The following is a 26,365-nucleotide window of genomic DNA, read 5'->3' as shown; positions in this document are numbered from 1 at the left end:
GCCGCCGCTACTGGGCATCCGTGCCCGCGCGGCTGCGTCTTCTGCGCGCGGCCACGGTCCTGCTCACGACCGCCCTCGCCGTGCTCCTACTCGTGGCCGGGCTCGCCGCTCTCGGCACATGGAGCAGCGTCGCCGAGCGCGACGCGCCCCGCACGACCAGCGCCGCCGATCTCAAGCTGGCGCTGAACGACATGGACGCTCAGGCCGCCAACATCCTGCTGTCGAACGGCGATGCGGGAAAGGGACGCCTGCAGACCCCATACGAGAAGGCGGTCGGTTTCTACGGTGACTCCCGGCGCGAGATCGGGCATGAGCTGCGTGCGCTTGCCGTAGCCGCGCAGGGCAGCGGGACCGACGAGAAGACCGTGGAGTCGCTGACCGACGACTTCGCCGAGTACCAGGAGCTCATAGGCCGCGCCCTGGAGAACGACGGCCACCCTGGCGGCAGACCGGCCGCCCTTACCGACTACCGCCGCGCGACGGACCTGCTCCGCACCCGACTCGTGCCCGCCGCCAACACCTTGGTGTCGTCGAACAACGCGGCTTTCGACGCCGAGTACGCCTCGGCCCGTTCCACCCTCTCCGCGCAGCTCGTCACCGTCCTGGTCCTGGGCGTGCTGTTGCTGGCGGTGCTGGGCGTCCTGCAGTGGTATCTGGCCCGCGCATTCCGGCGGCTCCTCAACCCGGGAGTGCTGGCCGCCACGGTCTGCACCTTGCTCGCGGTGATCCTCGGGTCCGGGATGCTGTCCGCCTCCGCAGATCACCTGCGGGTGGCCCGGCACGACGCCTTCGACTCCGTCGTCGCCCTCTCCCGCGCCCGCGCCATCGCCTACGACGCCAACGCCGACGAGAGCCGCTACCTGCTCGACCCGCAGCGGCGCGAGCAGTACGCGGACTCGTTCCTCGCCAAGTCCCAAGCGCTGTACGGCCTCAAGGGCGCCACGCTCTCCACGTACGACTCGGAACTGAGCACCACCTGGCAGGCGTACGAGACCGACCACCACGACCGGCGCTTCACCGGCGAGTTCCGCCGCGAGCTGGACAACATCACCTTCCCCGGCGAGCGGGCCGCGGCGCAGAAGACGGTGGAGACCTACGCCGTCTACCAGCGCGACGACCGCAAGATCCGCGCACTGATGGCCTCCGGCAAGGAGCGCGAGGCCGCCGAATTCTGCATGGGCTGGGAGCCGGACACCTCCAACGCGCACTTCGGAGCATGGATGGCCGCCCTGGACCAGGTGACGGACATCAACCGCGCCCACTTCACGTCCTCCGTCCGGGACGGCCGCTCTACGGTGAGCGGTCTGTTGCCTTGGGCGGGCGGCCTGCTGGCGGTGGCTACCCTGCTGTCCTTGCTCGGGCTGCGGCCCAGGCTGGCCGAGTTCCGTTAGGCGTCCCGATCGACCGCATGACGCTTTGCGGGAGTGTGCGGGCACGAGGGCCTGGGCGCCTCGCCCGGCGGCGCGTCCACAGACGGAGCGGTCGTCGCGGACCACCGCGAAGTGGTCGAGGAACCCGCGACCGAAGCCGCACTGGGTGACCAGGACAAGGGAGCAGTCGTGTGTCCCCGTGAGGCCCTTCGGGGCGCCTGAACCCTGCAATCTGCCCGCGCTCTGGGCCGGCGCCTTCGTGGCGCTCGTGGCCGGGAGGTCGCAGTATGGACAGTGGATCAGCTTCCGGATGCGACCCGGCCCGGGCTGCCGTGGGACCGGGTGAGGAAGGTGGTCGGTGGTGGCTCGTGGGCGTCTGCGGGTGTACCTGGGAGCGGCTCCCGGGGTGGGTAAGACGTACGCCATGCTGGCCGAGGGACAGCGTCGCAGGGGGCGCGGCACCGATGTGGTGATCGGTCTGGTGGAGCCGCACGGCCGTCGGCTGACGACGGGGATGGCCGAGGGGCTGGAGCTGGTCCCGCGTCGGACGATGATGTACCGGGGCCTCGAGTTCACGGAGATGGATCTGGACGCGGTGCTGGCGCGCCGGCCGCAGGTCGCCCTCGTCGACGAACTCGCACACACCAATGTCCCTGGCTCCCGTAACGAGAAGCGCTGGCAGGACGTCGAGGAACTGCTGGACGCAGGTATCGACGTGGTGAGCACGCTCAACATCCAGCACCTGTTGTCGCTGGCGGACGTGGTGGAGGAGATCACCGGGGTCAGGCAGGCTGAGACGATCCCGGACGAGGTGGTGCGGCGCGCCGAGCAGGTGGAACTGGTCGACATGACTCCCGAGGCGCTCAGGCGCCGTATGGTCCACGGCAACGTCTATCCGCCGGATCGTGTCGAGGTGGCCCTCACCCATTACTTCCGGCCCGGCAATCTCACCGCGCTGCGGGAGTTGGCGTTGCTGTGGGTGGCGGACCGGGTCGAGGAGGGACTGCAGCGGTACCGCGCGGAGCACGGCATCGTTGCCCCGTGGGAGACGAAGGAACGGATCGTCGTCGCGCTGTCCGGCAAGCGGGACGAGGAGGCGCTGATCCGGCGTGCGGTGCGGATCGCGGGCAGGATCCCGGGCAGCGAACTGCTGGCGGTGCACGTGGCGCGCGACGACGGCCAGGTGGGGGCGGATCCGGCGGTGCTGGCCGGGCACCGGGCCTTGGTGGAGTCGCTGGGGGGCAGCTACCACCAGGTGGTGGAGGCGGACGTCGCCGAGGCGCTGTTGCAGTTCGCGCGTGCGGAGAACGCCACGCAGATCGTGCTGGGCGGGGGCTACCGTCCGCTGCACGAGTTGTTGGGTGACCGTGTGGTGGCTCAGGTGACCCGGCGTGCGGGTGGCCTCGACGTGCACGTCCTGACACACGAGCGCAGAGACCGCGCCAGGGTGCCGGCCCTGCCTCCGCTTACGGGTGGTCTCGGCCGGGGCCGGTTCTGGTGGGGGATGGTGCTGGGGGCGGTCCTGCTTCCGGTCCTGACCGTGACGCTGACCGCCGTAAGGGGGTTCGGGCTGGCCGGTGAGCTGTTGGTGTACCTGATGGCTGTGGTGGCCGTCGCGCTGGTGGGCGGCCTGTATCCCGCGCTGGTCGCCGCGCTGGGGGCCGGTGTGCTGGCCGACTACTTCTTCGTACAGCCGATCCACACGCTCACCGTGGCACGCGTCGGCGACGCATCCGTCCTGGTGGTGTTCGTAGCCGTGGCCGCCGTGGTCAGTGTCGCCGTCGAACGGTCGGCCCGGCGGGCTCGTCGGCATGCGCGGGCTTCGGCTGAGGCGGGGGCCCTCGTGGATCTGGCGACGTCGGCACTGCGCGACCGGGACGATCTGCCGACCCTGTTGGAGCGCGTCCGTACGACCTTCGGCCTTGAGGCGCTCAGCCTGCTCCAGCGGGACGGCTCCGACAGCCGACGGTGGTTCGTCACCGCCAGTTCCGGGCCCCACCCGCCCGAGCGACCGGAGCAGGCGGACACCGAAGTGTCGGTGACGGACGAGCTGATGCTCGCCGCGCACGGCCGGCCTCTCGACGCGGGCGACCGACGCCTTCTGCACGGCTGCGCCGCCCAGGTGGCGGCGGCCTGGGAAAGCCGACACAGTCGCCGGCAGGCCGAGACACTGAGCGAGCGTGCCGTTTCCGACCGGCGCCGTGCCGAGGCTCTGCAGGCTGCCGCGAGCGACCTGGAGGCGGAGGTCACGGCAGCGCAAAGGGCGCTGGAGCGGCTGCGGGAGCGTCGGACGCCCGCGACCGCATCACAGTGGGCCGCGCTGTGCGATCGGTCCGAGCAGGCCGTCCGCCGGATCGGGGCGCTCGTCGGTGACCTGCTGGACCTGAGCCGGGTGCACGCCGGAGCCCTGGACGTGCATCTGCGACCGGTCGACATGGACGAGGTCATGGCGGTCGCGCTCGGTGACCTCGGCCCCGGCGGGCACACCCTGACGCTGGAGATGACCGAGGATCTCCCGGACGTGATCGCAGATGCCACGGTGCTCACCCGGGTGGTGACCGATCTGGCGGCGCATGCACTGCGCCGCAGCCCCGACGGCGAGCCGCCCGCCGTGGCCGTAGGGACGGCCGATGGCCATGTCGAGATCCGGCTGGCCGATCACGGTCCCCTCGACATCGAGGCGAGGGAGGCCGCCGGTGTCCCGGCTCCGGTCACCGGTCTGGTGCCGCGCCTGTGCGCGGACCTCGCACAGCTGATCGGTGGCGAACTGCGATGGGAAGCCACGGACGGGGGTGGTCTGACCGCCGTACTGAACCTGCCCGCGGCGGCCGAGAGCGGGAACGCCGCGCACCAAGCGGAGGATTGAGTTCCAGTACGAGCGTCGCCGACACCGCCGCCCGTCGTTTCGGCAGGCGGCGCGGTACGGAAGTCACTGCCGGGACTACGGTGCCGTGAGGCCGACCAGCACCACGGCGAGCAGGAGCACGAGGGTTCCGGCGGCGATGAACCCGTAGTCCAGTAAACGCCGTTCGTGGTTGTGGACGACAATGGTGCCCGGGTCGGCCGGGTCGTAGGTGATCAGCAGTGTGTCGCCGTCGTGCAGTGGCCGCCGTCGCGTTGCCGGTACGGGGCTGCCGATCTCCACCACTTGACCGGTCTCGGTGCTGAACTGGAGCAGCGGGCGTGGCGACGAGGGATCGTCGCCACGCGCTTGAGGGTTGTGCTTGACCAGTGCCCAGGCCCTGACGCCGGTGCGTTCGACCCTGCGGGTCTGGCGCAGGCCGGCTAGTCCGGCGAGCACCATCACGCAACCGCCGCAGGCGGCAAAGACCGCTATGACCACTGTGTCTGCCATGCTCACCTCTGCCTGCCTCGGCCAGGCTCGAAGCGGTAGCCGATGCCGGGCTCGGTGATGAGGTAGCGCGGATGGGCCGGGTCGGGCTCGAGTTTGTGGCGCAGGGCCGACATGTAGATGCGCAGGTAGTTGGAGTGCTCGTCGTGACCCGGTCCCCAGATGTCGCGCAGCAGTTGACGGCCGGTGACCAGCCGTCCCGGATTGCGCAGCAGCGTGGCGAGCAGCCGCCATTCCGTCGGGGAAAGGTGGACGGGCGCGCCGCGGCCCGCATCGCCCACGACGGTGCAGGCGGGCAAGTCGATGACGTACTCGCCGAGGGTGACGGTCCGAGGTCCGCCGGAGCAGTCCGCGCGGCGCAGCACGGCACGCAGCCGGGCCAGCAGCTCCTCCATGGCGAACGGCTTGGTCACGTAGTCGTCGGCGCCGGCGTCCAGCACTTCGGCGACGTCGGCGGGTGCGGCATGCTCCGACAGCGCAATGACCGGCATGGACGACCAGGACCGCAGGCCGGTGATGACGTCGGTGCCGTCGAGGTCCGGGAGGTCGAGGTCGACGATGACGGCGTCGGGCGGCTTGTCGGCGGCGAGGCTGAGGGCGATGGTGGCGTCGGGCGCGGTGGCGACGGCGTAGCTCTGCGCCGTGAGACTCACGTCCAGGGCGCGCAACAGCTGCGGCTCGTGGTCGACGACCAGCACGTGACGCGTCATCTCGGTCCCGTCCCTCTCTTTGAGCCGGCGGCCATCTTGCGCCAGGTGTCACACGGCCTGGTCCGGCGAGGGGGAGCTCGCGGAACCGGACAGGGTGACGCATGGGCTGCAGTGCATGTTCATCGTTGCTTCAATGCGGCCAGATCGTGGTTGAGCCGGACGACATTGACACTTTCCTGACCCAGGAATCCCAGCTGGCGGCCGCTGACGTGCGCGGCGACGAGCCCCCGGACCGCGGCCGGGCCCAGCCCACGGGCCTTCGCCACCCGGTTCACCTGCTCGTAGGCGTACGCGGGTGAGATGTCCGGGTCGAGACCGGAGCCGGAGGCGGTGACCGCGTCGGCGGGAACGCTGCTCGGCCGGACGCCGTCGAACGCGGCCACCGCGGCGCGGCGCTGAGCGATCGTCTTCACCAGCGTGGTGTTGTTGGGGCCGAGATTGGAGGCGCCGGAGCTGCTCGCGTCGTAGCCGGTGCTTCCCGCCGCGGACGGACGGGGCTGGAACCACCTGGGATCGGGTGCTGGCGTGGTCTGGTCTTTGCGCAGCGGGAGGCCGAAGTTCTGGCCGATGAGGGCGGAGGCGACCGGACGCCTGTTGTCGTTGATCACGGATCCGTTGGCCTGGTGCGGAAAGATGCCCTGGGCGATGCCGGTGACCGCCAGCGGATAGGCGATGCCGGTGATCACGGTGAACACCAGCAGCATGCGTAGGGCCGCCAGGTGGTGGCGGACCACATGGGCGAGAGAGCCGAGCACGAAGATCGCCCTCCTTGTCGGTCAGTGCAGTCCGGGGACGAACTGGACGATGAGGTCGATCGCCTTGATGCCGAGGAAGGGCAGTACCAGGCCGCCGAGGCCGTAGATCCAGATGTTGCGGCTGAGCAGCGCGGCCGCGGAGGACGGCCGGTAGCGGACGCCGCGCAGGGCCAGCGGGATCAGCGCGATGATGATCAGCGCGTTGAAGATGATCGCGGAGGAGATGGCCGAGGTCGGGCTGTGCAGGCCCATGATGTTGAGATGGTGCAGGCCCGGGTAGACGCTGGCGAACATCGCGGGGATGATCGCGAAGTACTTGGCGATGTCGTTGGCGATGGAGAAGGTGGTCAACGAGCCGCGGGTGATGAGGAGTTGCTTGCCGATCTCGACGATCTCGATGAGCTTGGTCGGGTTGGAGTCGAGGTCGACCATGTTGCCGGCCTCCTTGGCGGCCGACGTGCCCGTGTTCATCGCGACGCCGACGTCCGCCTGCGCGAGCGCGGGGGCGTCGTTGGTGCCGTCGCCGGTCATCGCTACGAGCTTGCCGCCGGCCTGCTCCCGCTTGATGAGGGCCATCTTGTCCTCGGGGGTGGCCTCGGCGAGGAAGTCGTCGACGCCTGCCTCCTCGGCGATCGCCTTCGCGGTCAGCGGGTTGTCACCCGTGATCATGACAGTCTTGATGCCCATGCGGCGCAGCTCGTCGAAGCGGTCCCGCATGCCGTGTTTGACGACATCCTTGAGGTGGATGACACCGAGGATCCGGGCGCTCTCGACCCCTCCCCGTCGTACCACCTCGCCGACGACCAGCGGAGTGCCGCCGCTGGCGGAGATGCCGTCGACCAGCGGACCGACCTCGTCGGTGGGGTGGCCGCCGTGCTCGCGGGCCCAGCGCATCACCGCCGTGGCCGCGCCCTTCCGCAGGGAGCGGTTGTCCAGTTCGTCGTCGAGGTCCACCCCTGACATGCGGGTCTGCGCGGTGAACGGGACGAACTGTGCGTGCGCCAGCTCGCCCTCGGTCCGTGCACGCAGCGCGTGACGTTCCTTGGCGAGGACCACGATCGAGCGCCCTTCGGGCGTCTCATCGGCGATCGAGGACAACTGGGCGGCGTCCGCCAGCGTGTCCAGGTCCACGCCGCTGACCGGCAGGAACTCGGCGGCCTGCCGGTCGCCCAGGGTGATCGTGCCGGTCTTGTCCAGCAGCAGGGTGTTGACATCGCCCGCGGCTTCCACGGCGCGCCCGGACATGGCCAGCACGTTGCGCTGTACGAGCCGGTCCATGCCCGCGATGCCGATCGCGGAGAGCAGCGCGCCGATCGTGGTCGGGATCAGGGCGACGACCAGCGCCACGAGGATGACGATCGACTGCTCGGCGCCAGCGAAGATGGCGAACGGTTGCAGGGTCACCACAGCGACCAGGAAGACGATGGTCAACGAGGCCAGGACGATGTTCAGCGCGATCTCGTTCGGTGTCTTCTGCCGGTCCGCGCCCTCCACGAGTGCGATCATGCGGTCGATGAAGGTCTCCCCGGGTTTCGAGGTGATCCGCACCACGATGCGGTCGGAGAGCACCTTCGTTCCGCCCGTCACGGCGGAGCGGTCGCCGCCCGATTCGCGGATCACCGGAGCCGACTCACCTGTGATCGCGGACTCGTCCACGCTCGCGATGCCCTCGACCACATCGCCGTCACCTGGGATGATCTCGCCGGCCTCGACCACGACGTGATCGCCGAGCCGGAGGTCGGTGCCCAGGACCTCCTCGGTGACCTCCGGTGCGCCGGGCTGCCCGTCACGGATGACACGGCGGGCCATGGTGTCCCTCTTCGTCCGGCGCAGTGTCTCCGCCTGCGCCTTGCCGCGTCCCTCCGCGACCGCCTCCGAGAGGTTGGCGAAGAGCACGGTCAGCCAGAGCCAGACGGTGATGACCCAGGCGAAGACGCTCGGGTCCCTGATCGCCGACAGGGTGGTCAGCACCGCGCCGACCTCGACGACGAACATCACGGGGTTCTTGACCATCAGGCGCGGGTCGAGCTTGCGCAGCGCGTCGGGGGCGGAGGCGAGAAGCAGCCTGGGCTCCATCATTCCCCCGGAGATCCGGTGCGGTTCGGCCTCCGGCGGGCCCTTCGGCGCCTTGGCTTCCAAGGTGGTGGTGGGCATCAGTGCAACCCTTCCGCGAGCGGCCCCAGCGCGAGCGCGGGCAGGTAGGTGAGGCCGACGACGATGAGGATCACGGCGGACAGCAGCCCGACGAACTGCGGCCGGTGGGTGGGCAGTGTGCCCGCTGTGATGGGCACCGGCTGCTGCTGGGCGAGCGATCCGGCCAGCGCCAGCACGAACACCATCGGCAGGAAGCGGCCTAGGAGCATCGCGAGACCGAGCGCGGTGTTGTACCAGACGGTGTTCGCGCTCAGCCCGGCGAACGCGGAGCCGTTGTTGTTGGCGGCCGAGGTGAAGGCGTACAGCACTTCGGAGAAGCCGTGCGGACCGTGGTTGAGCATCGCCGCCCGCTCACCGGGCAGCGCCATCGCGACACCGGTGCCGACCAGCACGATCGCCGGGGTGGTGAGGATGTACAGCGAGGCGTACTTCATCTCCCGGCCACGCAGCTTCTTGCCGAGATACTCGGGCGTGCGGCCGACCATGAGGCCGGCGATGAAGACCGCCACGACGGCCAGGATCAGGATCCCGTACAGGCCGGATCCGGTGCCGCCCGGCGCGATCTCGCCGAGCATCATGTTGAAGATCGTCAGGCCGCCGCCGCCCGGCGTGTACGAGTCGTGGAAGGAGTTGACCGCCCCGCAGGACGTCAGGGTCGTGGACACGGCGAACAGAGCCGAAGCCCAGATCCCGAAGCGCTGCTCCTTGCCCTCCATCATCCCGCCTGCCGCGTGTCCTGCCGAACTGCTCACGCTGTGCAGCTCGTTGGCGGTGACGACGGCCACCGAGGCGGCCCAGATCAGCGCCATCACGGCGACGATGGCGTAGCCCTGCCGTTTGTCGCCGACCATCGTGCCGAAGGTGCGCGGCAGCGAGAAGCCGATCGCGAGCAGCAGGTAGATCTCCAGCCAGTTGGTGAACGGATTGGGGTTCTCGAAGGGGTGGGCGGAGTTGGCGTTGTAGAACCCACCGCCGTTGGTGCCCAGCTCCTTGATGGCCTCTTGGGAGGCGACCGGGCCGCCGGGGATGGACTGGTGCTGTCCGGCGATAGTGGTGATCGACTGGAAGCCGTGGAAGTTCTCGACCGAGCCCGCGGCGACCAGCACGACCGCCATGACCAGCGAGATCGGCAGCAGGACCCGCAGGACTACCCTGGTGAGGTCCTGCCAGAAGTTGCCGACCCGGTCGGTCTTCTTCCGGGTGAACCCGCGGATCAGGGCCGCGACCACGGCGATCCCGACCGCCGCAGAGACGAAGTTCTGCACCGCCAGGCCCGCCATCTGCACCAGATGGCCCAGGGCCGACTCGCCCGAGTACGCCTGCCAGTTGGTGTTGGTGACGAAGGAAGCGGCGGTGTTGAAGGACAGGTCGGGCGCGACCGGCTTCGTGCCGAGGGAGAGCAGCAGATGGTTCTGCAGCCGCAGGAAGCCGTAGAGGAACAGCACCGAGACCACGGAGAACGCAAGCACGCTGCGCAGATAGCCGGGCCACGTCTGCTCGGCGTCCGCGTGCACGCCGCCGACCCGGTAGACCAGGCGCTCCGCGCGCCAGTGACGGGGGGAGGTGAGGACATGGGCCATGTAGTCGCCGAGCGGGCGGAAGGTCAGGGCCAGCGCACCGACCAGGGCGATGATCTGCAGCCAGCCCGCGAGAGTGGCGTTCATGGAGAACCTCTCCAGCTACGGACTGTGTGGGACGCAGCTAGAACTTCTCGGGGAAGATGAGGCACAGGACCAGGTAGATCACCAGGCAGACGGCGACGACCAGGCCGACGATGTTGTCCAGGCTCACAGCCGGCTCACTCCCTTGGCGATCAGACCGATCAGAGCGAACGCGGCGATGACGAGAACGATGAATCCGATATCCGGCATGTATGACACCCCCGTGGCGAAGACAGGAAGGGGATGCTCGGCTGCAGTGCGCCAATGTGGACGCGCGGAAAGGATGGTGCCGGGTGAAAGACCGGTCTTATTCAGCACAGTTTCAGGCCGGTCGTTTGGCCAGTCTCATTAGCGGATTTGTAATGACTTCAGCGGCTTCTTTGATGAGTCCTTGACGCGTGGGGGTCGACTCGCTCCGATCAATGGCCACCGGTACTGATCGGTCGGCGCGCGTGGTCTCGGCTCCTGCCGGAACGCCTGTCCCGCGGGAGGCGGTGCAGTAGCCCATGGCCGTCCGTCCCATTCATTGCCCGCCGAAGGCAAACTGCCGCCAGGCCGCTGTCGGATCTCCTTCGGTCTGAGACGCGCCCACTTCACGTCCTCCGTCCAGGACGGCCGCTCGACGGTGAACGGCTTGCTTCCCTGGGCAAGCGGGTTGCCGGCGGTGGCCGCCCTGCTGTCCTTGCTCGGGTTGCGGCCCAGGCCGGCCGAGTTCCGTCAGGCGTCCGCCAGCCGGGCTTCCTCGAGATCCAGCGCGCGCTGCAGCCTGCGGCGGCTGGTGTCGCTGATGCGGTGGGTGTCGTAAAGGCGCTGCAACTCAGTTGTCTCCACCGCGATGAGATCGCGGCGCAGTTGACGGTAGACCCGGTCGGCGGACTCGGTGGCCGCGGCGGTGCCGTTGCTCTCGGAGAGCCGGTCGCGGGCGTCGTCGAGGCGGGCGTTCAGGCCACGGCGCAGCCGGTCGAGGACGACATCCGAGACGACCTCCAGCTCTGCGAGTTCCTCCAGGCGGGCGAGGCCGGCGTGGGCGAGGTGGGAGCGGGCCTCGGCCTCCTCGCGGGCGGTGTGGGCGGGCTCCAGGGCGATGCCGGAGGCGCGGACGACCGGGGCGAGGGTGAAACCCTGGACGACGAGGGTGACCACGACGACCGAGGTGGTCAGGACCAGGACCAGCGGCCGGTCGGTGAGCGGGCTGCCGTTCTTCGCGACCTCGGGGATGGACAGCGCGGCGGCCAGCGGCATCACGCCGCGGGTGCCCGCCCAGGTCAGCACCATCGGTATCCGCCAGTTCGGCCGGCCGATCCCGCCCTTGCGCTGCACGACCGCCGACAGGGGCGCCAGCCACAGCAGGCGTACGGCGACGAGGGTGGCGGCGACGGCGAGGGCGTACAGCGGCCAGGAGCTGCCGCCGTCGGCCAGCGCCCGCACCTCGCCGGGGAGAGCCAGCCCGATCAGGGAGAAGACGACGCTCTCCAGCAGGAAGACGACGGTGCCGTACACCGCGTGCAGCTGGAGGCGGATGCGGGCGTTGGTCAGCCGGTCGCCCCGGCCGCCCAGCACCACCCCGGCGACCACGCAGGAGGTCACCCCGGAGGTGTGCGCGGCCTCCGCGAGCAGGTAGGCGGCGTACGGGGTGACCAGGGCGATCACCGTCTCCAGGACCGGGTCCTCGGTGCGGCGCCGGATCAGGGTGACCACTCCGGCCACCGCCGTCCCGATCACCGTGCCGCCGCCCGCGAGCAGGAAGAACTGGCCGCTCGCCGCGCCCCAGTTCGCGGCGGCCGAGGCAATGGCGATGCCCGCCGCCACCCGGACCAGCACCAGGGAGGTCGCGTCGTTGAACAGGCTCTCCGCCTGGACGAGGACCTGCACTCTCGGGGGCAGGGCGAGGCGGCGGCCGAGCGCGGTGACCGCCACCGGGTCGGTGGTGGGCGGCACCGCGCCCCCGCCGAACGCGCACCTGCACTGTGGGGGGCCGGGCGGGGCGGCGGCCGTGCGGGGTGCCCGCCACGGGGTCGGTGCTGGCCACCACCGCGCCCAGGACGAACGCCATCGGCCAGGACAGGGGCGTGACCAGCACCGCCACGGCGGCGACGGCCGCCGCGGAGGCGAGCACCAGGCCGATGGCGAGGATCCCGACCGGTTTCCACACCGCCCGCAACTCCCGCCAGGGCATGTCCTCGGCGCTCGCGTACAGCAGGGGCGGGAGGACGACGAGGCCGATGATCTGGGGGCTGATCTGGATCTGCGGGGTGCCCGGCAGCAGCGCCACCGCGAGACCGGCGACCACGAGCAGGGAGGGGGCGGGGATGCGCCAGCGGCGCGCGAAGGTGGCGACCACCGTGGCGAGGACCACGAGGGCGAGAACCGTACCGACGCTGCGCATGCCGTCCCCCTGGGATTGCGGAAGCCGCTCCGGCTCCCGGCCGACCAGACTTCCCGGCACACCTGTCCTCACCCTATCGGGCCAGGTCACGTCAAGACAGTGTCAAGGTCCCCGAGACTGCCGCCAAGGAACCGCTAACACGTGCACCGCGTGCCCCGCGAAGCGGCTTCCTTGGAGGAGGAACCCTTCAGTGCAAGGGAATTTGACTCAGTGAGCGGAGCGCGTCGGCGGCGATGAGTGACGTACGGCCCGGACGACTGAAGGTCTACCTCGGGGCGGCCCCGGGGGTCGGCAAGACCTACCGGATGCTCGACGAGGGACGCCGCCGTGCCGAGCGCGGCGCGGACGTGGTGGTGGGGTTCGTGGAGTGCCACGGGCGTCCGCGCACCGAGGCGATGCTCGACGGCCTGGAGACCGTCCCGCGCCTGGCCTGCACCTACCGCGGCGGCGGCTTCGAGGAGATGGACCTGGCCGCGGTGCTGGCGCGCCGCCCGCAGGTGGCGATCGTGGACGAGTTCGCCCACAGCAACGTCCCCGGCGACGGCCGCAATCCCAAGCGCTGGCAGGACATCGAGGCCCTGCTCGACGCCGGCATCGACGTGATCAGCGCGCTGAACGTCCAGCACCTGGAATCCCTCAACGACGTGGTCGAGAAGATCACCGGGGTGCCGCAGCACGAGACGGTGCCGGACGAGGTGGTACGGCGGGCCGGGCAGATCGAGCTGGTGGACATGCCGCCCGAGGGGCTGCGCCGGCGCATGGCGCACGGGAACATCTACGCCCCGGAGAAGATCGACGCCGCGCTGGCCAACTACTTCCGGCCCGGCAATCTGACGGCCCTGCGGCAGCTGGCGCTGCTGTGGGTGGCCGACCGGGTGGACGAGGCGCTGCAGGAGTACCGCACTCAGCACGGGATCGGGCGGGTGTGGGAGACCCGGGAGCGGGTGGTGGTCGCGCTGACCGGCGGGCCGGAGGGCGACACGCTGGTACGGCGGGCCGCCCGGATCGCCGACCGGTCCGCCGGCGGCGATCTGCTGGCCGTGCACGTGGCCCGCAGCGACGGCCTCGCCGCCGGTGTCTCGCACGCCTCGCTGGCCCGGCAGCGCCGGCTCGTGGAGGACCTCGGGGGCAGCTACCACTCGGTCGTGGGCGACGACGTCGCGACCGCGCTGGTGGAGTTCGCCCGCGCCGAGAACGCCACCCAGCTGGTGCTGGGTACGAGCCGCCGTGGGCGGCTGGCCCGGTTCCTGACCGGGCCCGGCACGGGGGAGACGGTCACCGAGCTGTCCGGCGACATCGACGTGCACCGGGTCACGCACGAGCGTGCCGGGCGCGGCACCCTGCTCCCGTCCCGGCGCCGCACACTGTCCACGGCCCGGCTGATCGCGGGCCCGGTGGCCGGACTGGTGCTGCCGGTCCTCCTCACCGCCGTCCTCGCCCAGCTGCGGGGCACGCTGAACCTGACCAGCGAGGCCCTGCTGTTCCTGCTCGCCGTGGTGGGCGTGGCCTGCATAGGCGGGGTCGCCTCCGCGGTGATCGCGTCGGTGACGGCGTCCCTGCTGCTCAACTACTGGTTCATCCCGCCCATCGGCGCCTTCACGCTGGACGACCCGAACGCCCTGGTGGCCTTGGGGGTGTTCGTGGTCGTGGCGGCAGTCGTGGCTGCGGTCGTGGACCGGTCGCTGCGGCTGTCCCGCCGCTCGGCACGGGCGACGGCCGAGGCGGAGACCATGTCGTCGCTAGCGGGCAGCATCGTGCGCGGCGAGGCGACCATCCCGGCCTTGCTGGAGCGCACCCGGGAGACCTTCGGGATGGAATCGGCGGACCTGATGGACGAGCCGCCCGATGAGACGGGGACGACGGCTGTTGCTGCCGGGCCCGGCGCCTGGCTCGTACTGAAGGGCCGCACGCTGTCGTCGTCCGAGCGGCGGGTGCTGGCCGCGTTCGCCGCGCACGTGGGCTCCGCGGTGGAGCGGGCCCGGCTGGCCGAGGCGGCGGCCGAGGTGGAGCCGGTGAAGGCCGCCGACCGGCTGCGTACGGCGCTGCTGCGGGCCGTCGGCCACGACCTGCGCACCCCGCTCGCCGCCGGCTGGGCCGCCGTCACCTCCCTACGCAGCCAGGACGTCGCCTTCTCAGCGGAAGACCGCGACGAACTCCTCGCCACCGCCGACGAGTCCATGGCCAAGCTCAACCGCCTGGTGGAGAACCTCCTCGACCTCAGCCGCTTGGAGGCTGGCGTTCTTCCCCTGAGCCTGCGTCCCACCTCCCTGGAGGAGGTGCTGCCCATGGCACTGGCCGACGTGGCGGTGGCCGAGGTGGCGGACGTCGAGGACATTCCCGTGGTGCTGGCCGATCCGCCGCTGCTGGAGCGGGTGATCGCCAACCTGGTCGGCAACGCCGCCCGGCACACCCCGGCGGGCAAGAAGGTGCTGGTCACTGCCAGTGCCCTGGCCGGGCGGGTTGAGCTGCGGGTGGTGGACCGGGGGCCCGGACTCCCCGCCGACGGCCGCGACCGTCTATTCGAGCCGTTCCAGCGGCTCGGCGACACCGACAACACCACGGGCCTCGGCCTGGGCCTCGCCCTCGCGCGGGGCCTGACCGAGGCGATGAACGGCACTCTCAGCCCCGAGGACACTCCCGGCGGCGGCCTTACCATGGTGGTGTCGCTGCCGTTCGCGGCACAGGCGGTGGGTGCCGGACCGACCGAGCAGACTGTAGGAGGTGCGTGATGAGCACCCTGACCGGCACGTGGAAGCTGCACCGCGGGGGAGGAACCCGCGCCAAGCCCAGCACCTGGTCGCTGCGCGACCGGCTCGCCCTGGCGGCGGGCCTGGCCACCCCGTTCCTGGTGGCCCTGGCGCTTGTCCCGTTCCGCGCGAGCCTCACGCACACGAACGCCGCACTCGTTCTCGTCGTCGTGGTCGTCGCTGTGGCAGCGCTCGGCAGCCGTACGGCAGGCGTGGTCGCGGCGCTGTCGGCGGCCGCCTGGTTCGATTTCTTCCTCACCCGGCCGTACCAGACCTTCGACATCACGGCCTCGGCCGACATCGAGACGGCCGTGCTGCTGCTTGCCGTTGGGCTGATCGTCTCCCAACTCGCCGCGAGGACCCGCCGCCTGGAGGTCATGACGGTGACGGACGCGGCCTACCTGGCGCGCATCCACCGCACGGCCGACCTCGTCCAGTCCGCCAACTCGGCGGACACCGTGGTCGACCACGTCCGCACCGAGTTGACCGACCTGCTCAACCTGCGCGCCTGCCGCTTCGAGTACGGCACCCTCATCGGCCGGCCGCCGCGCCTGGAGAAGGACGGCAGCGTGACGGTGGGCCGACGCACCTGGAACCCGGACATCGACGGCTGGCCCGATGGTGAGGTCGAGCTGCGTGCCTACGGCAACGGCCACTACCTCGGCCGGTTCATGCTCACCCCCCGCCCCGGCGACGTACCCTCCGTCCAGGCCCGGCTGGTCGCGGTGACGCTGGCCGACCAGACGGGGGCCGCACTGGACACAGCGGGACCGGCACGGAGGTGAACCAGGCGCGACGGATCTCCTGACGCGATCCTGACGCCGGATCCGCCGCCTGCTGGAACGTGGCCGCCCCTCCCGCCGTTCCTTGTCGATGTGACGTCAACTCTCCATCTACGCACAGAACTTGGGCAACGCTCCCAGCACATGGTGATCTGCGGTGACGACGGACTCGCGCACCGGCTCGCGCTCGAACTCGACGCGGTGTGCGGCGAGGTCGTCACCGTGGTGGTGCCGTCCCGGGACGACGAGTACGGCGCCCAGATCGCCGCGCTGCACGACGACCCTCGCTCGCCGGTCGAGCTGCTGGTCTCGGCGCGCCCGGACGAGCGAGCCTTGCGGGCCGCCGGTGTCGAGCGGGCCGCCGCGCTCGCCCTCACCTACCGTGACGATCAGGTCAACATGACCGCCGCGCTGCTGGCCCGCACTCTGAACCCGTCGGTGCGGCTGGTGGTGCGTATGTTCCACCGTGAGCGCGGACGTCACCTGGAGCGCTTGCTGGACCGCGCCGCCGGCCGGGTCGAGGACCCCGTGCAGGACACCTCCACCACGGTGCTGTCGGATGCCGATACCGCCGTACCCGAACTGGTGGCGGCCGCCGCCGTCGGCCACGGACACACCCTCCAGGTCGAGGACAAGGTCTTCCGCGGTGTCGTACGCCCGGCCGGCAGCCCGTCGCGGACCACCGACCTTGCCACCCTCGCCGTCCTCTCCGGCGCTCACCAGGACGACCCGGCGAGCGAGGACAGCCCGGAGACACCGGGGGAGGACGGCACCCAGCTTCTGCCTGACACCGGGACCGCCTACCACCGGCAATTCACGCACGGCCGGCTGATGCTGGAGGAGGTCACCCACCACCACGCGCCCGAACCCGCCCGCCGCAGCCGCCGCGGCCGCACGGGCGCATGGCTGCGGGCGCGGCTGGCGCACCTGCCGTGGAAGGTCTTCCTCTCCCGCGAGGTCACCGCTGTCTTCGGCGCGCTCGGCGCCATGGTGCTGGCCCTGGCCGCGGCGACCGCGCTGTTCGCGGACGAGCACCCGTGGTGGAAGAACCTGTACCTGCCGATGCTGGACATCTTCACCATGGGCGATCCAGCCACGAACGAGTCCGTCGCCCGCCGCATCCTCCAGCTCGTCGCCGGTTTCGTGGGCCTGGCCGTCCTGCCACTCGTCGTGGCCGCCACGCTGAACGCCACCGAAGCCTTCCGCGCCGCCTCCGCGAGCCACCCTCCCGACGAGGACACGACCGGCCACATCGTCCTCGTCGGCCTCGGCAAGATCGGTGCGAGTGTGCTGGCCCGGCTGCGCACCACCGACCACCAGGTCGTGGTGATCGAACGCGACCCGCATGCGCGGGGCGTCGCGCTCGCCCGCGAGTTCGGCGTGCCACTGATCATTCAGGACGCCACCGCCCCCGGCGTACTTGACCTCGCCCGGGTCCGGCACAGCCGCTCGTTGCTCGTCCTGACCCGCGATGACGGCCAGAACCTGGACATCGTCATGGCCGCTCGCGAGACCAATCCACAGGTGCGGGTGGTCATGCGGCTGTACGACGACGACCTGGCGGCGACCGTTCAGCGCACCCTGCGCGCCTCGTACCCGGACGCGCTCACCCGCAGCCGAAGTGTTTCCGCGCTGGCCGCCCCGTCCTTCGCCGCCGCCATGATGGGCCGGCATGTGCTTGGCGTGATGCCGGTCGAGCGGGGCTCGTTGCTGTTCACCTGCGTGGACGTGGCCGGACATCCGGAGCTGGAGGGGCGCTCGGTGCACGAGGCGTTCCGGAAGAACGAGTGGCGGGTGCTCGCCGTCGGTGCCGCGGGCCCCACGTGCAGATTTCCTCCATGGACACGCTGACCGGCCTGCGCCTGAACCGGTCCGGCTTCGACTGGCGTCCGTCACAGGGCCGGGTGCTCCGGGCTGGTGACCGGGTGGTCCTGGCGACCACGCGGCGTGGGCTGGACATCCTCATGACGGGAGTGCAGCCGCATCCGGCGAACCGTAGGGACTGAGCTTCATTCAGCCGGTCGGCGGCTGACGGCTCTCAGCTTCCGTCAGTTGGCCTGACAAGGTGGTGCAGTTCGAGGTAAATGGTTTTCGATCACCTTTCCGCACTCCATTTTTGCTCGACACCTCTGCAGACCTGTGGATCTCCGGCGACGGGCGGACCCACGGCATCGTCAATGAAGACGGAACTGACGATCAGCGCAACACAGGCTTCGCCCGCCGTTGTGGCCCTAGTCCAGTCCGGATGCCTTGAACACGGCCCGCGCGGTCTCGCGGTCCATACGGGCCGAGAGTTGGCGCAGCGCGGTCTGCCCGCACAGCAGCAGGCCGTCGGCCGCCGCCTTCTGTGCGCCCTCGTCCAGACGGAACCACAGCTGCGGGTTGCGCACCAGGACCTCGGGGTCGATCTCGACGCGGCCGCCCAGGGCGTCGCGCAGCAGGAGCCGTGGGGAGACGCCGTCCAGGCAGCGGACCGTCACCAGCAGATCCGTCCGTACGCGGTGCTCGCGCACCAGTCGGCGCGAAGTCAGCCAGTTCCCGCCGGCGGACACCCGGGCGGGATACAGCACGACGAAGAGCAGCCCGGCAACGGCGACCCACAGGACGGCGCGCCACACGGCGATCCGGCTGGAGCCCCAGTCGACCAGGACCAGCAGGCAGAGCAGCACGCCGGCGCAGCGCACAGCGCTCCACAACTCCCGCGTCCACTCCAAATCGTTCACCGCCGCGCCTGGTTCATCAGGGCGTCCCATGACACAGACGGTAGCGACATGGGAAAGCAGATCGGCGGACCTTGATAGGGCTCTGACGCAGATGCCCGTCAAGGCCACGTTAAGGACGACCGGTTGAGCGCGAAGATGCCGCAAGGACGCTCGGATGCGGCGGGAAACGGTCAGAACCTGGGTGCACCCGCGCGCCTCGGCCTTGGTGCGCGGCCCAGGGAAGAAGGAGCACGCGCCCATGTCCGTCCTGACCACCGAGCAGCCGGATGCCGTCCCCGCCGGCGAGGAGCCGCCTGATACCGGCGAACGTCACCGGCTGACCGCCGTCACGGGGCTCGCGGCGCTCTCCCTGGACGCGATGGCGTCGGTGGCGTACGGCCCCGAGGCGATCGTGCTGGTCCTGGCCGCGGCGGGCGCGCACGGGCTGGGCTTCACGCTGCCGGTGACGCTGGCCATCGCGGCCCTGCTGGCGGTGCTGGTGGCCTCCTACCGTCAGGTGATCGCGGCCTTCCCGGACGGCGGCGGCTCCTATGCGGTGGCGAAGACGCACTTGGGGGCGCGGACCAGCCTGGTGGCCGCCGCCTCGCTGGTGCTGGACTACGTCCTCAACGTCGCCGTCGCCGTCACGGCCGGCGTGGCGGCACTCACCTCCGCCTTCCCCGCCCTGTACGGCGACCGGCTGTGGCTGTGCCTGGCGGTGCTCGCGCTGATCACCGGCGTCAATCTGCGGGGGATCGTGGAGTCGGCGAAGGCGTTCATCGTGCCGACGGCCGTCTTCGTCGGCTCTATCTTCATACTGATCATCGTTGGCCTGTTCAGGTCCCACCCGGCGAGTACGGCGACGGCGGCCGGGCATGCCTCGGTCGTCGCGGACAACGCCTCGACCGTAGGGGCGCTGCTTCTGCTGAAGGCATTCGCTTCGGGGTGTGCCGCGCTGACCGGCGTGGAGGCCATCGCCAACGCCGTTCCCTCCTTCCGGGTGCCGCGCGTGAGGCGGGCCCAGCGGGCGGAGGTCGCCCTCGGCGCCGTGCTCGGACTGATGCTGATCGGCCTGTCGGTGCTGATCGGCCGCTTCCACCTCCAGCCGGTCGAGGGCGTCACGGTCCTCGCCCAGCTCGCGGACGCCTCGCTCGGCCACAACTGGGCTTTCTACGTCATCCAGTTCGCGACGATGATCCTTCTGGCGCTGTCCGCGAACACCTCCTTCGGCGGGCTGCCGGTGCTACTGAAGCTGCTCGCCCGGGACAACTACGCGCCGCACGTCTTCGCCCTGAGAGCCGAACGTCAGGTGCACCGGCACGGCGTTCTCGCGCTCGCCGTGGTCTCGGCCGCGCTGCTGGTCTTCTCCGGCGGCGACACCAACACCCTGGTGCCGATGTTCGCCATCGGTGTGTTCGTCGGCTTCACGATCGCCCAGATCGGCATGGTCCGGCACTGGCGCCTGGAGCGGGGCCCGGGGTGGCGCGGGAAGGCCCTGCTGAACGGGTTCGGCGCGGTGCTGACCGGGGTCGCGACCGTCGTCGTCACGGCGAGCAAGTTCACTGAGGGGGCGTGGCTGATCGCGATTGCCCTGCCGCTGCTGGTGGTCGGATTCGAGACTGTGCACCGTGCCTACGGCCGGATCGGTGAGCGCCTCGGGCTCGGTCGCATACCGGATGCCCCGTACCGAGAGCGCTCGCTGGTAGTCGTGCCCGTGTCGTCCCTGTCCCGGCTGACCTCGGAGGCCCTGTCGGCGGCGGCCTCGCTCGGTGACGAGGTCCGTGCGGTGACCGTGTCCTACCCGGACCCCGAGGACCGGGCCCAGCTGCACGCCCTGGAGCGGTCCTGGGCGGAATGGGACCCGGGGGTGCCGCTGGTGCGTCTGTCCTGCGGGCGGCGCAGCCTGGGCCGTCCCATCGCCGCGTACGTCCGTGAGGTGGCCGCCGCCGAGCCCGGCACCCGGGTCACCGTGCTGATCCCGGAGGCGGAGCCGGAGCGGCTGTGGCAGCGGCTGCTGCAAAACCAGCGGGGCGCCGTCGTCGCGCACGCCGTGCGGCGGGAGACGGACGCGGTGATCTGCCGGCTGCGGTTCCGGCTGTGAGCGGGGTCACCGACCGTCACGGCGGGCTGCCCACCGGTACGGCCCAGGGGTCGTAAGAGTCCCGTCAAAGGTGTCGGCGTGGCCGTAAGAGGGTCGTCAACAAGCGACCGGATCCAGCCAGAGAGGCGCTTTCCTCTAACCGTCCTTGTTCCAACCCCGAACCTCTTCAGGAGTTCACGATGGCCGATCTGGCCTTCGTCGTCACCGTGCTCGCGGGTTTCGCGCTGGTGGCCCTCGTCGCCAAGGGGGTGACGAAGCTGTGACCGTCGAGAACATCGTCGGCCTGGTCGTGGCCGTCGCCCTGCTGGGCTATCTCGTCCTCGCCCTGATCTTCCCGGAGAGGTTCTGAGACACGACATGAGTCCCGTACTCGCAGGACTGCTCCAGCTGCTCGCCCTGATCGGCGCGCTGGCGCTCGCCTACATCCCGCTCGGCACCTACATGGCCCGGGTCTACTCCTCCGACAAGCACCTGCGGGTGGAGAAGTGGGTCTACAAGGCCATCGGTGCCAACCCTGACACCGAGATGACCTGGCCCGCGTATCTGCGCGGTGTGCTGGCCTTCTCGGCGGTCAGCGTCCTGTTCCTCTACCTGCTGCAGCGGCTGCAGGGCGTGCTGCCCGGCTCGCTGCACTTCTCCGCGGTCAACCCGGCGCAGTCGTTCAACACGGCCGTGTCGTTCGTGACGAACACCAACTGGCAGTCGTACTACGGCGAGCAGACCATGGGTCACGTCGTGCAGACCGTCGGTCTGACCGTGCAGAACTTCGTCTCCGCCGCGGTGGGCATCGCGGTCGCGGTGGCGCTCGTGCGCGGCTTCGCCCGCTCGCGCACCGGTGAACTGGGCAACTTCTGGGCCGACCTGGTGCGCGGCACGCTGCGCATCCTGGTGCCGGGCGCGGCGATCGCCGCGATCGTCCTGGTGGCGTGCGGTGCGATCCAGAACTTCTCCGGCATCCACGAGGTCGGTCAGTTCATGGGCGGTTCGCAGCAGTGGAACGGCGGCGCGGTCGCCTCGCAGGAGGCCATCAAGGAGTTCGGCACCAACGGTGGCGGCTACTTCAACGCCAACTCCGCCCACCCCTTCGAGAACCCGACGCCCTTCACGAACCTATTCGAGATCTTCCTGCTCCTGGTGATCCCGTTCTCGCTGACCCGCACGTTCGGTGTGATGGTCGGGAACGTGAAGCAGGGGTACGCCATCCTCGCCACGATGTTCACCATCTGGTTCGGCTTCGTCGCGCTGATGATGTGGACCGAGTTCGCGCACCACGGCGCGGCGCTGCAGGCCGCGGGCGGGGCGATGGAGGGCAAGGAGGTCCGCTTCGGCGTCGGCGGCTCGTCGATCTTCGCGGTGTCGACGACCCTCACCTCGACGGGTGCGGTGGACTCCTTCCACTCCTCCTTCACCGGACTCGGCGGCGGCATCACCATGCTGAGCATGATGCTGGGCGAGATCACGCCCGGCGGCACCGGCTCCGGCCTCTACGGCATCCTGATCATGGCCGTGATCGCGGTGTTCATCGCCGGCCTGATGGTCGGCCGCACCCCCGAGTACCTGGGCAAGAAGATCGGCGGCCGCGAGATGAAGCTCGCCGCCTGCTACATCCTCATCACCCCCGCCCTGGTGCTGGTGTTCACGGCCGCCTCGATGGCGCTGCCGACCCCGCCGCACTCGATGCTCAACTCCGGTGCGCACGGGTTCTCCGAGGTGCTGTACGCGTTCACGTCCGCGTCGAACAACAACGGCTCGGCCTTCGCCGGCCTGAACGCGAACACCGACTGGTACAACACCATGACCGGGCTCGCGATGCTGCTGGGCCGCTTCCTGCCGATGGTGTTCGTGCTGGCGCTGGCCGGCTCGCTCGCCGAGCAGAAGCCGGTACCGGTGACCGCGGGCACCCTGCGCACCGAGAAGCCGCTGTTCACCGGGCTGCTCGTGGGCGCGATCCTGATCATCACCGGTCTGACGTACTTCCCGGCGCTGGCGCTCGGCCCACTGGCAGAGGGGCTGGCGTCATGACCACCCGTATAGAGAGCTCAGAGGACTCCATGTCCACAGCCACTCCCACCCGGGCGCCGCACAGCGACGTCCCCAGCGGGCACAAGCCCGCCGAGGGCCGTGTAGGAGCGGGCCTCTTCGACCCCAAGGCACTGGTCAAGTCGCTGCCGGACGCGTTCCGCAAGCTCGACCCGCGGGTGATGGTCAAGTCCCCCGTGATGTTCGTGGTGTGGATCGGCTCGGTGCTGACCACCGTCTTCTCCTTCCAGCACCCGGGCCAGTGGTTCGGCTGGACCATCAGCGCCTGGCTGTGGCTGACGGTGATCTTCGCCAACCTGGCGGAGGCCGTGGCCGAGGGCCGGGGCAAAGCGCAGGCCGACACCTTGCGCAAGGCCAAGACCGACACCGTCGCCCGGCGGCTCCTCGCGGACGGCACGTCGGAGGAGCAGGTTCCCGGTACCGCGCTGACCATCGGTGACCTGGTGGTCTGCGAGGCCGGCGACATCATCCCCGGCGACGGTGACGTCGTCGAGGGCGTCGCCTCGGTGGACGAGTCGGCCATCACCGGTGAGTCCGCTCCGGTCATCCGCGAGTCCGGCGGCGACCGCTCGGCCGTCACGGGCGGTACGAAGGTGTTGTCCGACCGGATCGTCATCAAGATCACGACGAAGCCGGGCGAGACCTTCATCGACCGGATGATCAACCTGGTCGAGGGCGCCGCCCGGCAGAAGACGCCCAACGAGATCGCGCTGAACATCCTGCTCGCCTCGCTGACCATCGTGTTCCTGCTGGCGGTGGCGACCCTGCCGCCGTTCGCCACCTTCGCCCACACGCACCTGACGATGGTCGTGCTGGTGGCCCTGCTGGTCTGCCTGATCCCGACCACGATCGGCGCCCTGCTGTCCGCGATCGGCATCGCGGGCATGGACCGGCTGGTCCAGCGCAACGTCCTGGCCATGTCCGGACGTGCGGTCGAGGCCGCCGGTGACGTCTCCACGCTGCTGCTGGACAAGACCGGCACCATCACCCTCGGCAACCGTCAGGCCGCCGAGTTCGCGCCGGTCAAGGGCACCACCGAGGCGGAGGTCGCCGACGCGGCCCAGCTCTCCTCGCTGGCCGACGAGACGCCCGAGGGCCGTTCCATCGTCGTCCTGGCGAAGGAGAAGTACGGGCTGCGCGAGCGCCACCAGGGCGAGCTGGCGCACGCGGAGTGGATCGAGTTCACCGCCCAGACCCGTATGTCGGGTGTGGACGTCGACGGCCGGAAGATCCGCAAGGGCGCCACCGCATCGGTCATCGCCTGGGTCCAAGAGCAGGGCGGCACGGTCGCCAAGGACGCCGACGCCATCGCGAACCGCATCTCGGAGGCCGGCGGCACCCCGCTCCTCGTCGCCGTGAACGACGACAAGGGCGCCCGCGTGCTGGGTGTCATCTACCTGAAGGACGTCGTCAAGGAGGGCATGCGGGAGCGGTTCGAGGAGCTGCGCCGCATGGGCATCAAGACGGTCATGATCACGGGTGACAACCCGCTGACCGCGAAGGCGATCGCCGAGGAGGCGGGCGTCGACGACTTCCTCGCGGAGGCCACTCCCGAGGACAAGATGGCCCTGATCAAGCGGGAGCAGGCCGGCGGCAAGCTGGTCGCGATGACCGGTGACGGCACCAACGACGCCCCGGCGCTGGCCCAGGCGGACGTCGGCGTGGCGATGAACACCGGTACGTCGGCCGCCAAGGAGGCCGGCAACATGGTCGACCTCGACTCCAACCCGACCAAGCTGATCGAGATCGTCGAGATCGGCAAGCAACTCCTCATCACCCGGGGAGCGTTGACGACGTTCTCCATCGCCAACGACGTCGCGAAGTACTTCGCGATCATCCCGGCGCTGTTCGCGGCGGTCTACCCGGGCCTGGACAAGCTGAACATCATGCACCTGTCCTCGCCCGACTCCGCGATCCTGTCCGCGGTGATCTTCAACGCGCTGATCATCATCGCGCTGGTGCCGCTGTCCCTGAAGGGCGTGCAGTACAGGCCGGTCAGCGCCGACAAGATGCTGCGGCGCAACCTCGGGATCTACGGCATCGGCGGCCTGATCGCGCCCTTCATCGGCATCAAGATCATCGACCTGCTCATCTCCCTCATCCCCGGAATCGGCTGATCGCCATGAACAACTCCGTAACGAACACCGTCCGGTTGCTCGGGGCGGGCCTGCGGGCCCTCCTCGTGCTGACCCTGGTGACGGGCGTCATCTACCCGCTGGTCGTGACCGGCATCGCCCAGGGGCTGTTCGGCGACAAGGCGAACGGCTCGGAGATCAAGGCGGACGGCAAGGTCGTCGGCTCGTCGCTGATCGGGCAGACGTACAACCTGCCGCTGAAGAAGGGCCAGACCAGCCCGGACCCGGACCTGAAGTGGTTCCAGGGCCGCCCGCAGAACGGGCTCGGCACCAACTCCGTCAACACGCGGTACCAGCTGATCCTGTCCGGTGCCACCAACCTGTCCGCGGACAGCGGCGCGGTGAACGGCAAGTGCCCGGACAAGCCCGCGGACAAGACGCTCTGCGCCCAGGTCCTCGCCGCCAAGGACGCCGTGGTGAAGGACAACTCGGTCCCCGGTTACACCGTGAAGCCGGCCGACGTCCCCGCCGACGCTGTCACCTCCTCCGGCTCCGGACTGGATCCGGCCATCTCCCCGGAGTACGCCGAACTCCAGGTGCACCGGGTCGCCGCGAAGAACGGTCTGCCCGTCGCCGCGGTGGAGAAGCTGGTCAAGGACCACACCACCGGCCGCACCCTGGGCTTCATCGGCGAGCCGCAGGTGAACGTCCTGGAGCTCAACATCGCGCTCAAGGACCTCGCAGCGAAGCAGTGATGGCTTTACGCGACCACACGGGAGTCGGCGGCCGGGGGAGGCATCCCGGTTCCGCCGACTCCCGCAGGCATGACAGGAGAGGCACACACCCATGACCAGGGTGCTCGTGGTGGAGGACGACCCGCAGCTCGTACGGGCACTCCTCATCAACCTGCAGGCGCGCCATTACGGCGTCGACGCGGCGCCCGACGGCGCCACCGCGCTCCGCCTGGCGGCTGCACGCCAGCCGGACGTGGTCCTGCTCGACCTCGGCCTGCCCGACATGGACGGCGTCGACATCATCAAGGCGCTGCGCGGCTGGACCCGGGTGCCGATCATGGTGCTGTCCGCCCGGCAGGCGTCCGACGAGAAGGTGTCCGCCCTCGACGCCGGTGCCGACGACTACATCCCCAAGCCGTTCAGCATGGACGAGCTGCTCGCCCGGCTGCGGGCCGCCGTCCGCCGGACCGAGGACACGCCGCTGATCCCCGAGACGACACTGGTCGAGACGGAGCACTTCACCCTGGACCTGCTCGCCAAGAAGGCCGTACGGGACGGCAGGGACGTACGGCTGACCCCGACCGAATGGCACCTGCTGGAGATCCTGGTGACCAACCCCGGGCGGCTGATCACCCAGAAACAGCTGCTCCAGGAGGTCTGGGGCGTCTCGCAGAGCAACAAGACCAACTATCTGCGGGTCTACATGGCCCAACTCCGCCGGAAACTGGAGTCGGATCCCGCCCGGCCCCGCTATCTGATCACCGAGCCCGGCATGGGCTACCGCTTCGAGGGATGA

Annotated in this window: 20 protein-coding genes and 1 pseudogene; 12 read left to right on the top strand and 9 right to left on the bottom strand. The window is 70.0% G+C overall.

Translation table 11 applies throughout. The features are described 5' to 3' along the window. Both ABT186_RS30390 and ABT186_RS30385 read left to right on the top strand, forming a co-directional pair. Positions 1-1,391: GlnX family signal transduction membrane protein (locus tag ABT186_RS30390; protein WP_351927751.1), on the top strand; the 1,391-nt coding region annotated here is incomplete at its 5' end. 340 nt (positions 1,392-1,731) lie between these two features. Then, on the top strand, positions 1,732-4,236 hold the full coding sequence (locus ABT186_RS30385; protein WP_351927749.1) for a sensor histidine kinase: 2,505 nt from the start codon (positions 1,732-1,734) through the stop codon (positions 4,234-4,236). A gap of 75 nt (positions 4,237-4,311) precedes the next feature. On the opposite strand, the gene ABT186_RS30380 is transcribed toward ABT186_RS30385, so the two are convergent. The 8 genes and pseudogenes from ABT186_RS30380 to ABT186_RS30345 all read right to left on the bottom strand — a co-directional run bounded on the left by ABT186_RS30380 (position 4,312) and on the right by ABT186_RS30345 (position 12,388). After that, entirely contained in the window at positions 4,312-4,725 is a 414-nt protein-coding gene (locus tag ABT186_RS30380) for a DUF3592 domain-containing protein (protein ID WP_351236040.1), read from the bottom strand. Positions 4,726-4,727: 2 nt separating this feature from the next. Beyond that, positions 4,728-5,432 (bottom strand): response regulator, encoded by a 705-nt coding sequence (locus ABT186_RS30375; RefSeq protein ID WP_351236038.1) that lies wholly within the window; start codon positions 5,430-5,432, stop codon positions 4,728-4,730. 119 nt (positions 5,433-5,551) lie between these two features. Further along, entirely contained in the window at positions 5,552-6,187 is a 636-nt protein-coding gene (gene kdpC / locus ABT186_RS30370; protein ID WP_351927747.1) for a potassium-transporting ATPase subunit KdpC, read from the bottom strand. Positions 6,188-6,208: 21 nt separating this feature from the next. Then, on the bottom strand, positions 6,209-8,341 hold the full coding sequence (kdpB, locus tag ABT186_RS30365; protein WP_351236034.1) for a potassium-transporting ATPase subunit KdpB: 2,133 nt from the start codon (positions 8,339-8,341) through the stop codon (positions 6,209-6,211). Next, on the bottom strand, positions 8,341-10,005 hold the full coding sequence (kdpA, locus tag ABT186_RS30360) for a potassium-transporting ATPase subunit KdpA (RefSeq protein WP_351236032.1): 1,665 nt from the start codon (positions 10,003-10,005) through the stop codon (positions 8,341-8,343). The genes kdpB (ABT186_RS30365) and kdpA (ABT186_RS30360) overlap by 1 nt, the downstream gene beginning before the upstream one ends. Before the next feature lie 37 nt (positions 10,006-10,042). Further along, entirely contained in the window at positions 10,043-10,132 is a 90-nt protein-coding gene (gene kdpF, locus ABT186_RS30355; RefSeq protein WP_351236030.1) for a K(+)-transporting ATPase subunit F, read from the bottom strand. Next, positions 10,129-10,320 (bottom strand): hypothetical protein, encoded by a 192-nt coding sequence (locus ABT186_RS30350; RefSeq protein ID WP_351236028.1) that lies wholly within the window; start codon positions 10,318-10,320, stop codon positions 10,129-10,131. The genes kdpF (ABT186_RS30355) and ABT186_RS30350 overlap by 4 nt, the downstream gene beginning before the upstream one ends. Positions 10,321-10,719: 399 nt before the next feature. Then, positions 10,720-12,388: pseudogene (locus tag ABT186_RS30345) on the bottom strand (cation:proton antiporter). Positions 12,389-12,621: 233 nt separating this feature from the next. Here ABT186_RS30345 and ABT186_RS30340 point away from each other — a divergent pair. The 4 genes from ABT186_RS30340 to ABT186_RS30325 all read left to right on the top strand — a co-directional run bounded on the left by ABT186_RS30340 (position 12,622) and on the right by ABT186_RS30325 (position 17,923). Further along, positions 12,622-15,117, top strand: coding sequence for a sensor histidine kinase (locus ABT186_RS30340; RefSeq protein WP_351233613.1), 2,496 nt, complete (start codon positions 12,622-12,624; stop codon positions 15,115-15,117). Continuing rightward, positions 15,117-15,920 carry a DUF4118 domain-containing protein gene (locus ABT186_RS30335; RefSeq protein WP_351233611.1) on the top strand — a complete coding sequence of 268 codons (804 nt, stop codon included), beginning with the start codon at positions 15,117-15,119 and terminating at the stop codon, positions 15,918-15,920. Before ABT186_RS30340 ends, ABT186_RS30335 begins: the two co-directional genes overlap by 1 nt. Positions 15,921-16,061: 141 nt before the next feature. Beyond that, on the top strand, positions 16,062-17,768 hold the full coding sequence (locus tag ABT186_RS30330) for an NAD-binding protein (protein ID WP_351927745.1): 1,707 nt from the start codon (positions 16,062-16,064) through the stop codon (positions 17,766-17,768). Then, positions 17,756-17,923 (top strand): hypothetical protein, encoded by a 168-nt coding sequence (locus ABT186_RS30325; RefSeq protein ID WP_351927743.1) that lies wholly within the window; start codon positions 17,756-17,758, stop codon positions 17,921-17,923. The genes ABT186_RS30330 and ABT186_RS30325 overlap by 13 nt, the downstream gene beginning before the upstream one ends. Positions 17,924-18,148: 225 nt before the next feature. Here the strand turns inward: ABT186_RS30325 and ABT186_RS30320 are convergent, their stop codons facing one another. Continuing rightward, complete coding sequence (locus ABT186_RS30320; protein ID WP_351233607.1) at positions 18,149-18,670, bottom strand: hypothetical protein; 522 nt, start codon at positions 18,668-18,670, stop codon at positions 18,149-18,151. 208 nt (positions 18,671-18,878) lie between these two features. On the opposite strand from ABT186_RS30320, the gene ABT186_RS30315 reads away from it, so the two are divergent. The 6 genes from ABT186_RS30315 to ABT186_RS30290 all read left to right on the top strand — a co-directional run bounded on the left by ABT186_RS30315 (position 18,879) and on the right by ABT186_RS30290 (position 26,365). Further along, positions 18,879-20,720 (top strand): APC family permease, encoded by a 1,842-nt coding sequence (locus ABT186_RS30315; RefSeq protein ID WP_351233605.1) that lies wholly within the window; start codon positions 18,879-18,881, stop codon positions 20,718-20,720. 259 nt (positions 20,721-20,979) lie between these two features. Then, positions 20,980-21,069, top strand: coding sequence for a K(+)-transporting ATPase subunit F (gene kdpF / locus ABT186_RS30310; protein WP_067057375.1), 90 nt, complete (start codon positions 20,980-20,982; stop codon positions 21,067-21,069). Between the two features lie 8 nt (positions 21,070-21,077). After that, positions 21,078-22,742, top strand: a complete 1,665-nt coding sequence (kdpA, locus tag ABT186_RS30305) for a potassium-transporting ATPase subunit KdpA (protein ID WP_351233602.1) — start codon at positions 21,078-21,080, stop codon at positions 22,740-22,742. Further along, positions 22,739-24,877 (top strand): potassium-transporting ATPase subunit KdpB, encoded by a 2,139-nt coding sequence (gene kdpB / locus ABT186_RS30300; RefSeq protein WP_351927741.1) that lies wholly within the window; start codon positions 22,739-22,741, stop codon positions 24,875-24,877. The genes kdpA (ABT186_RS30305) and kdpB (ABT186_RS30300) overlap by 4 nt, the downstream gene beginning before the upstream one ends. 5 nt (positions 24,878-24,882) lie before the next feature. Beyond that, positions 24,883-25,590 carry a potassium-transporting ATPase subunit C gene (locus ABT186_RS30295; protein WP_351233598.1) on the top strand — a complete coding sequence of 236 codons (708 nt, stop codon included), beginning with the start codon at positions 24,883-24,885 and terminating at the stop codon, positions 25,588-25,590. 91 nt (positions 25,591-25,681) lie between these two features. Beyond that, positions 25,682-26,365, top strand: a complete 684-nt coding sequence (locus ABT186_RS30290; protein WP_351927739.1) for a response regulator — start codon at positions 25,682-25,684, stop codon at positions 26,363-26,365.

The sequence above is a fragment of the Streptomyces sp. NPDC001634 genome, from assembly GCF_040298185.1.
GTDB lineage: Bacteria > Actinomycetota > Actinomycetes > Streptomycetales > Streptomycetaceae > Streptomyces.
The sequence above is the reverse complement of the archived record's forward strand: the minus strand, read 5'-3'. Positions and strand labels throughout refer to the sequence as shown.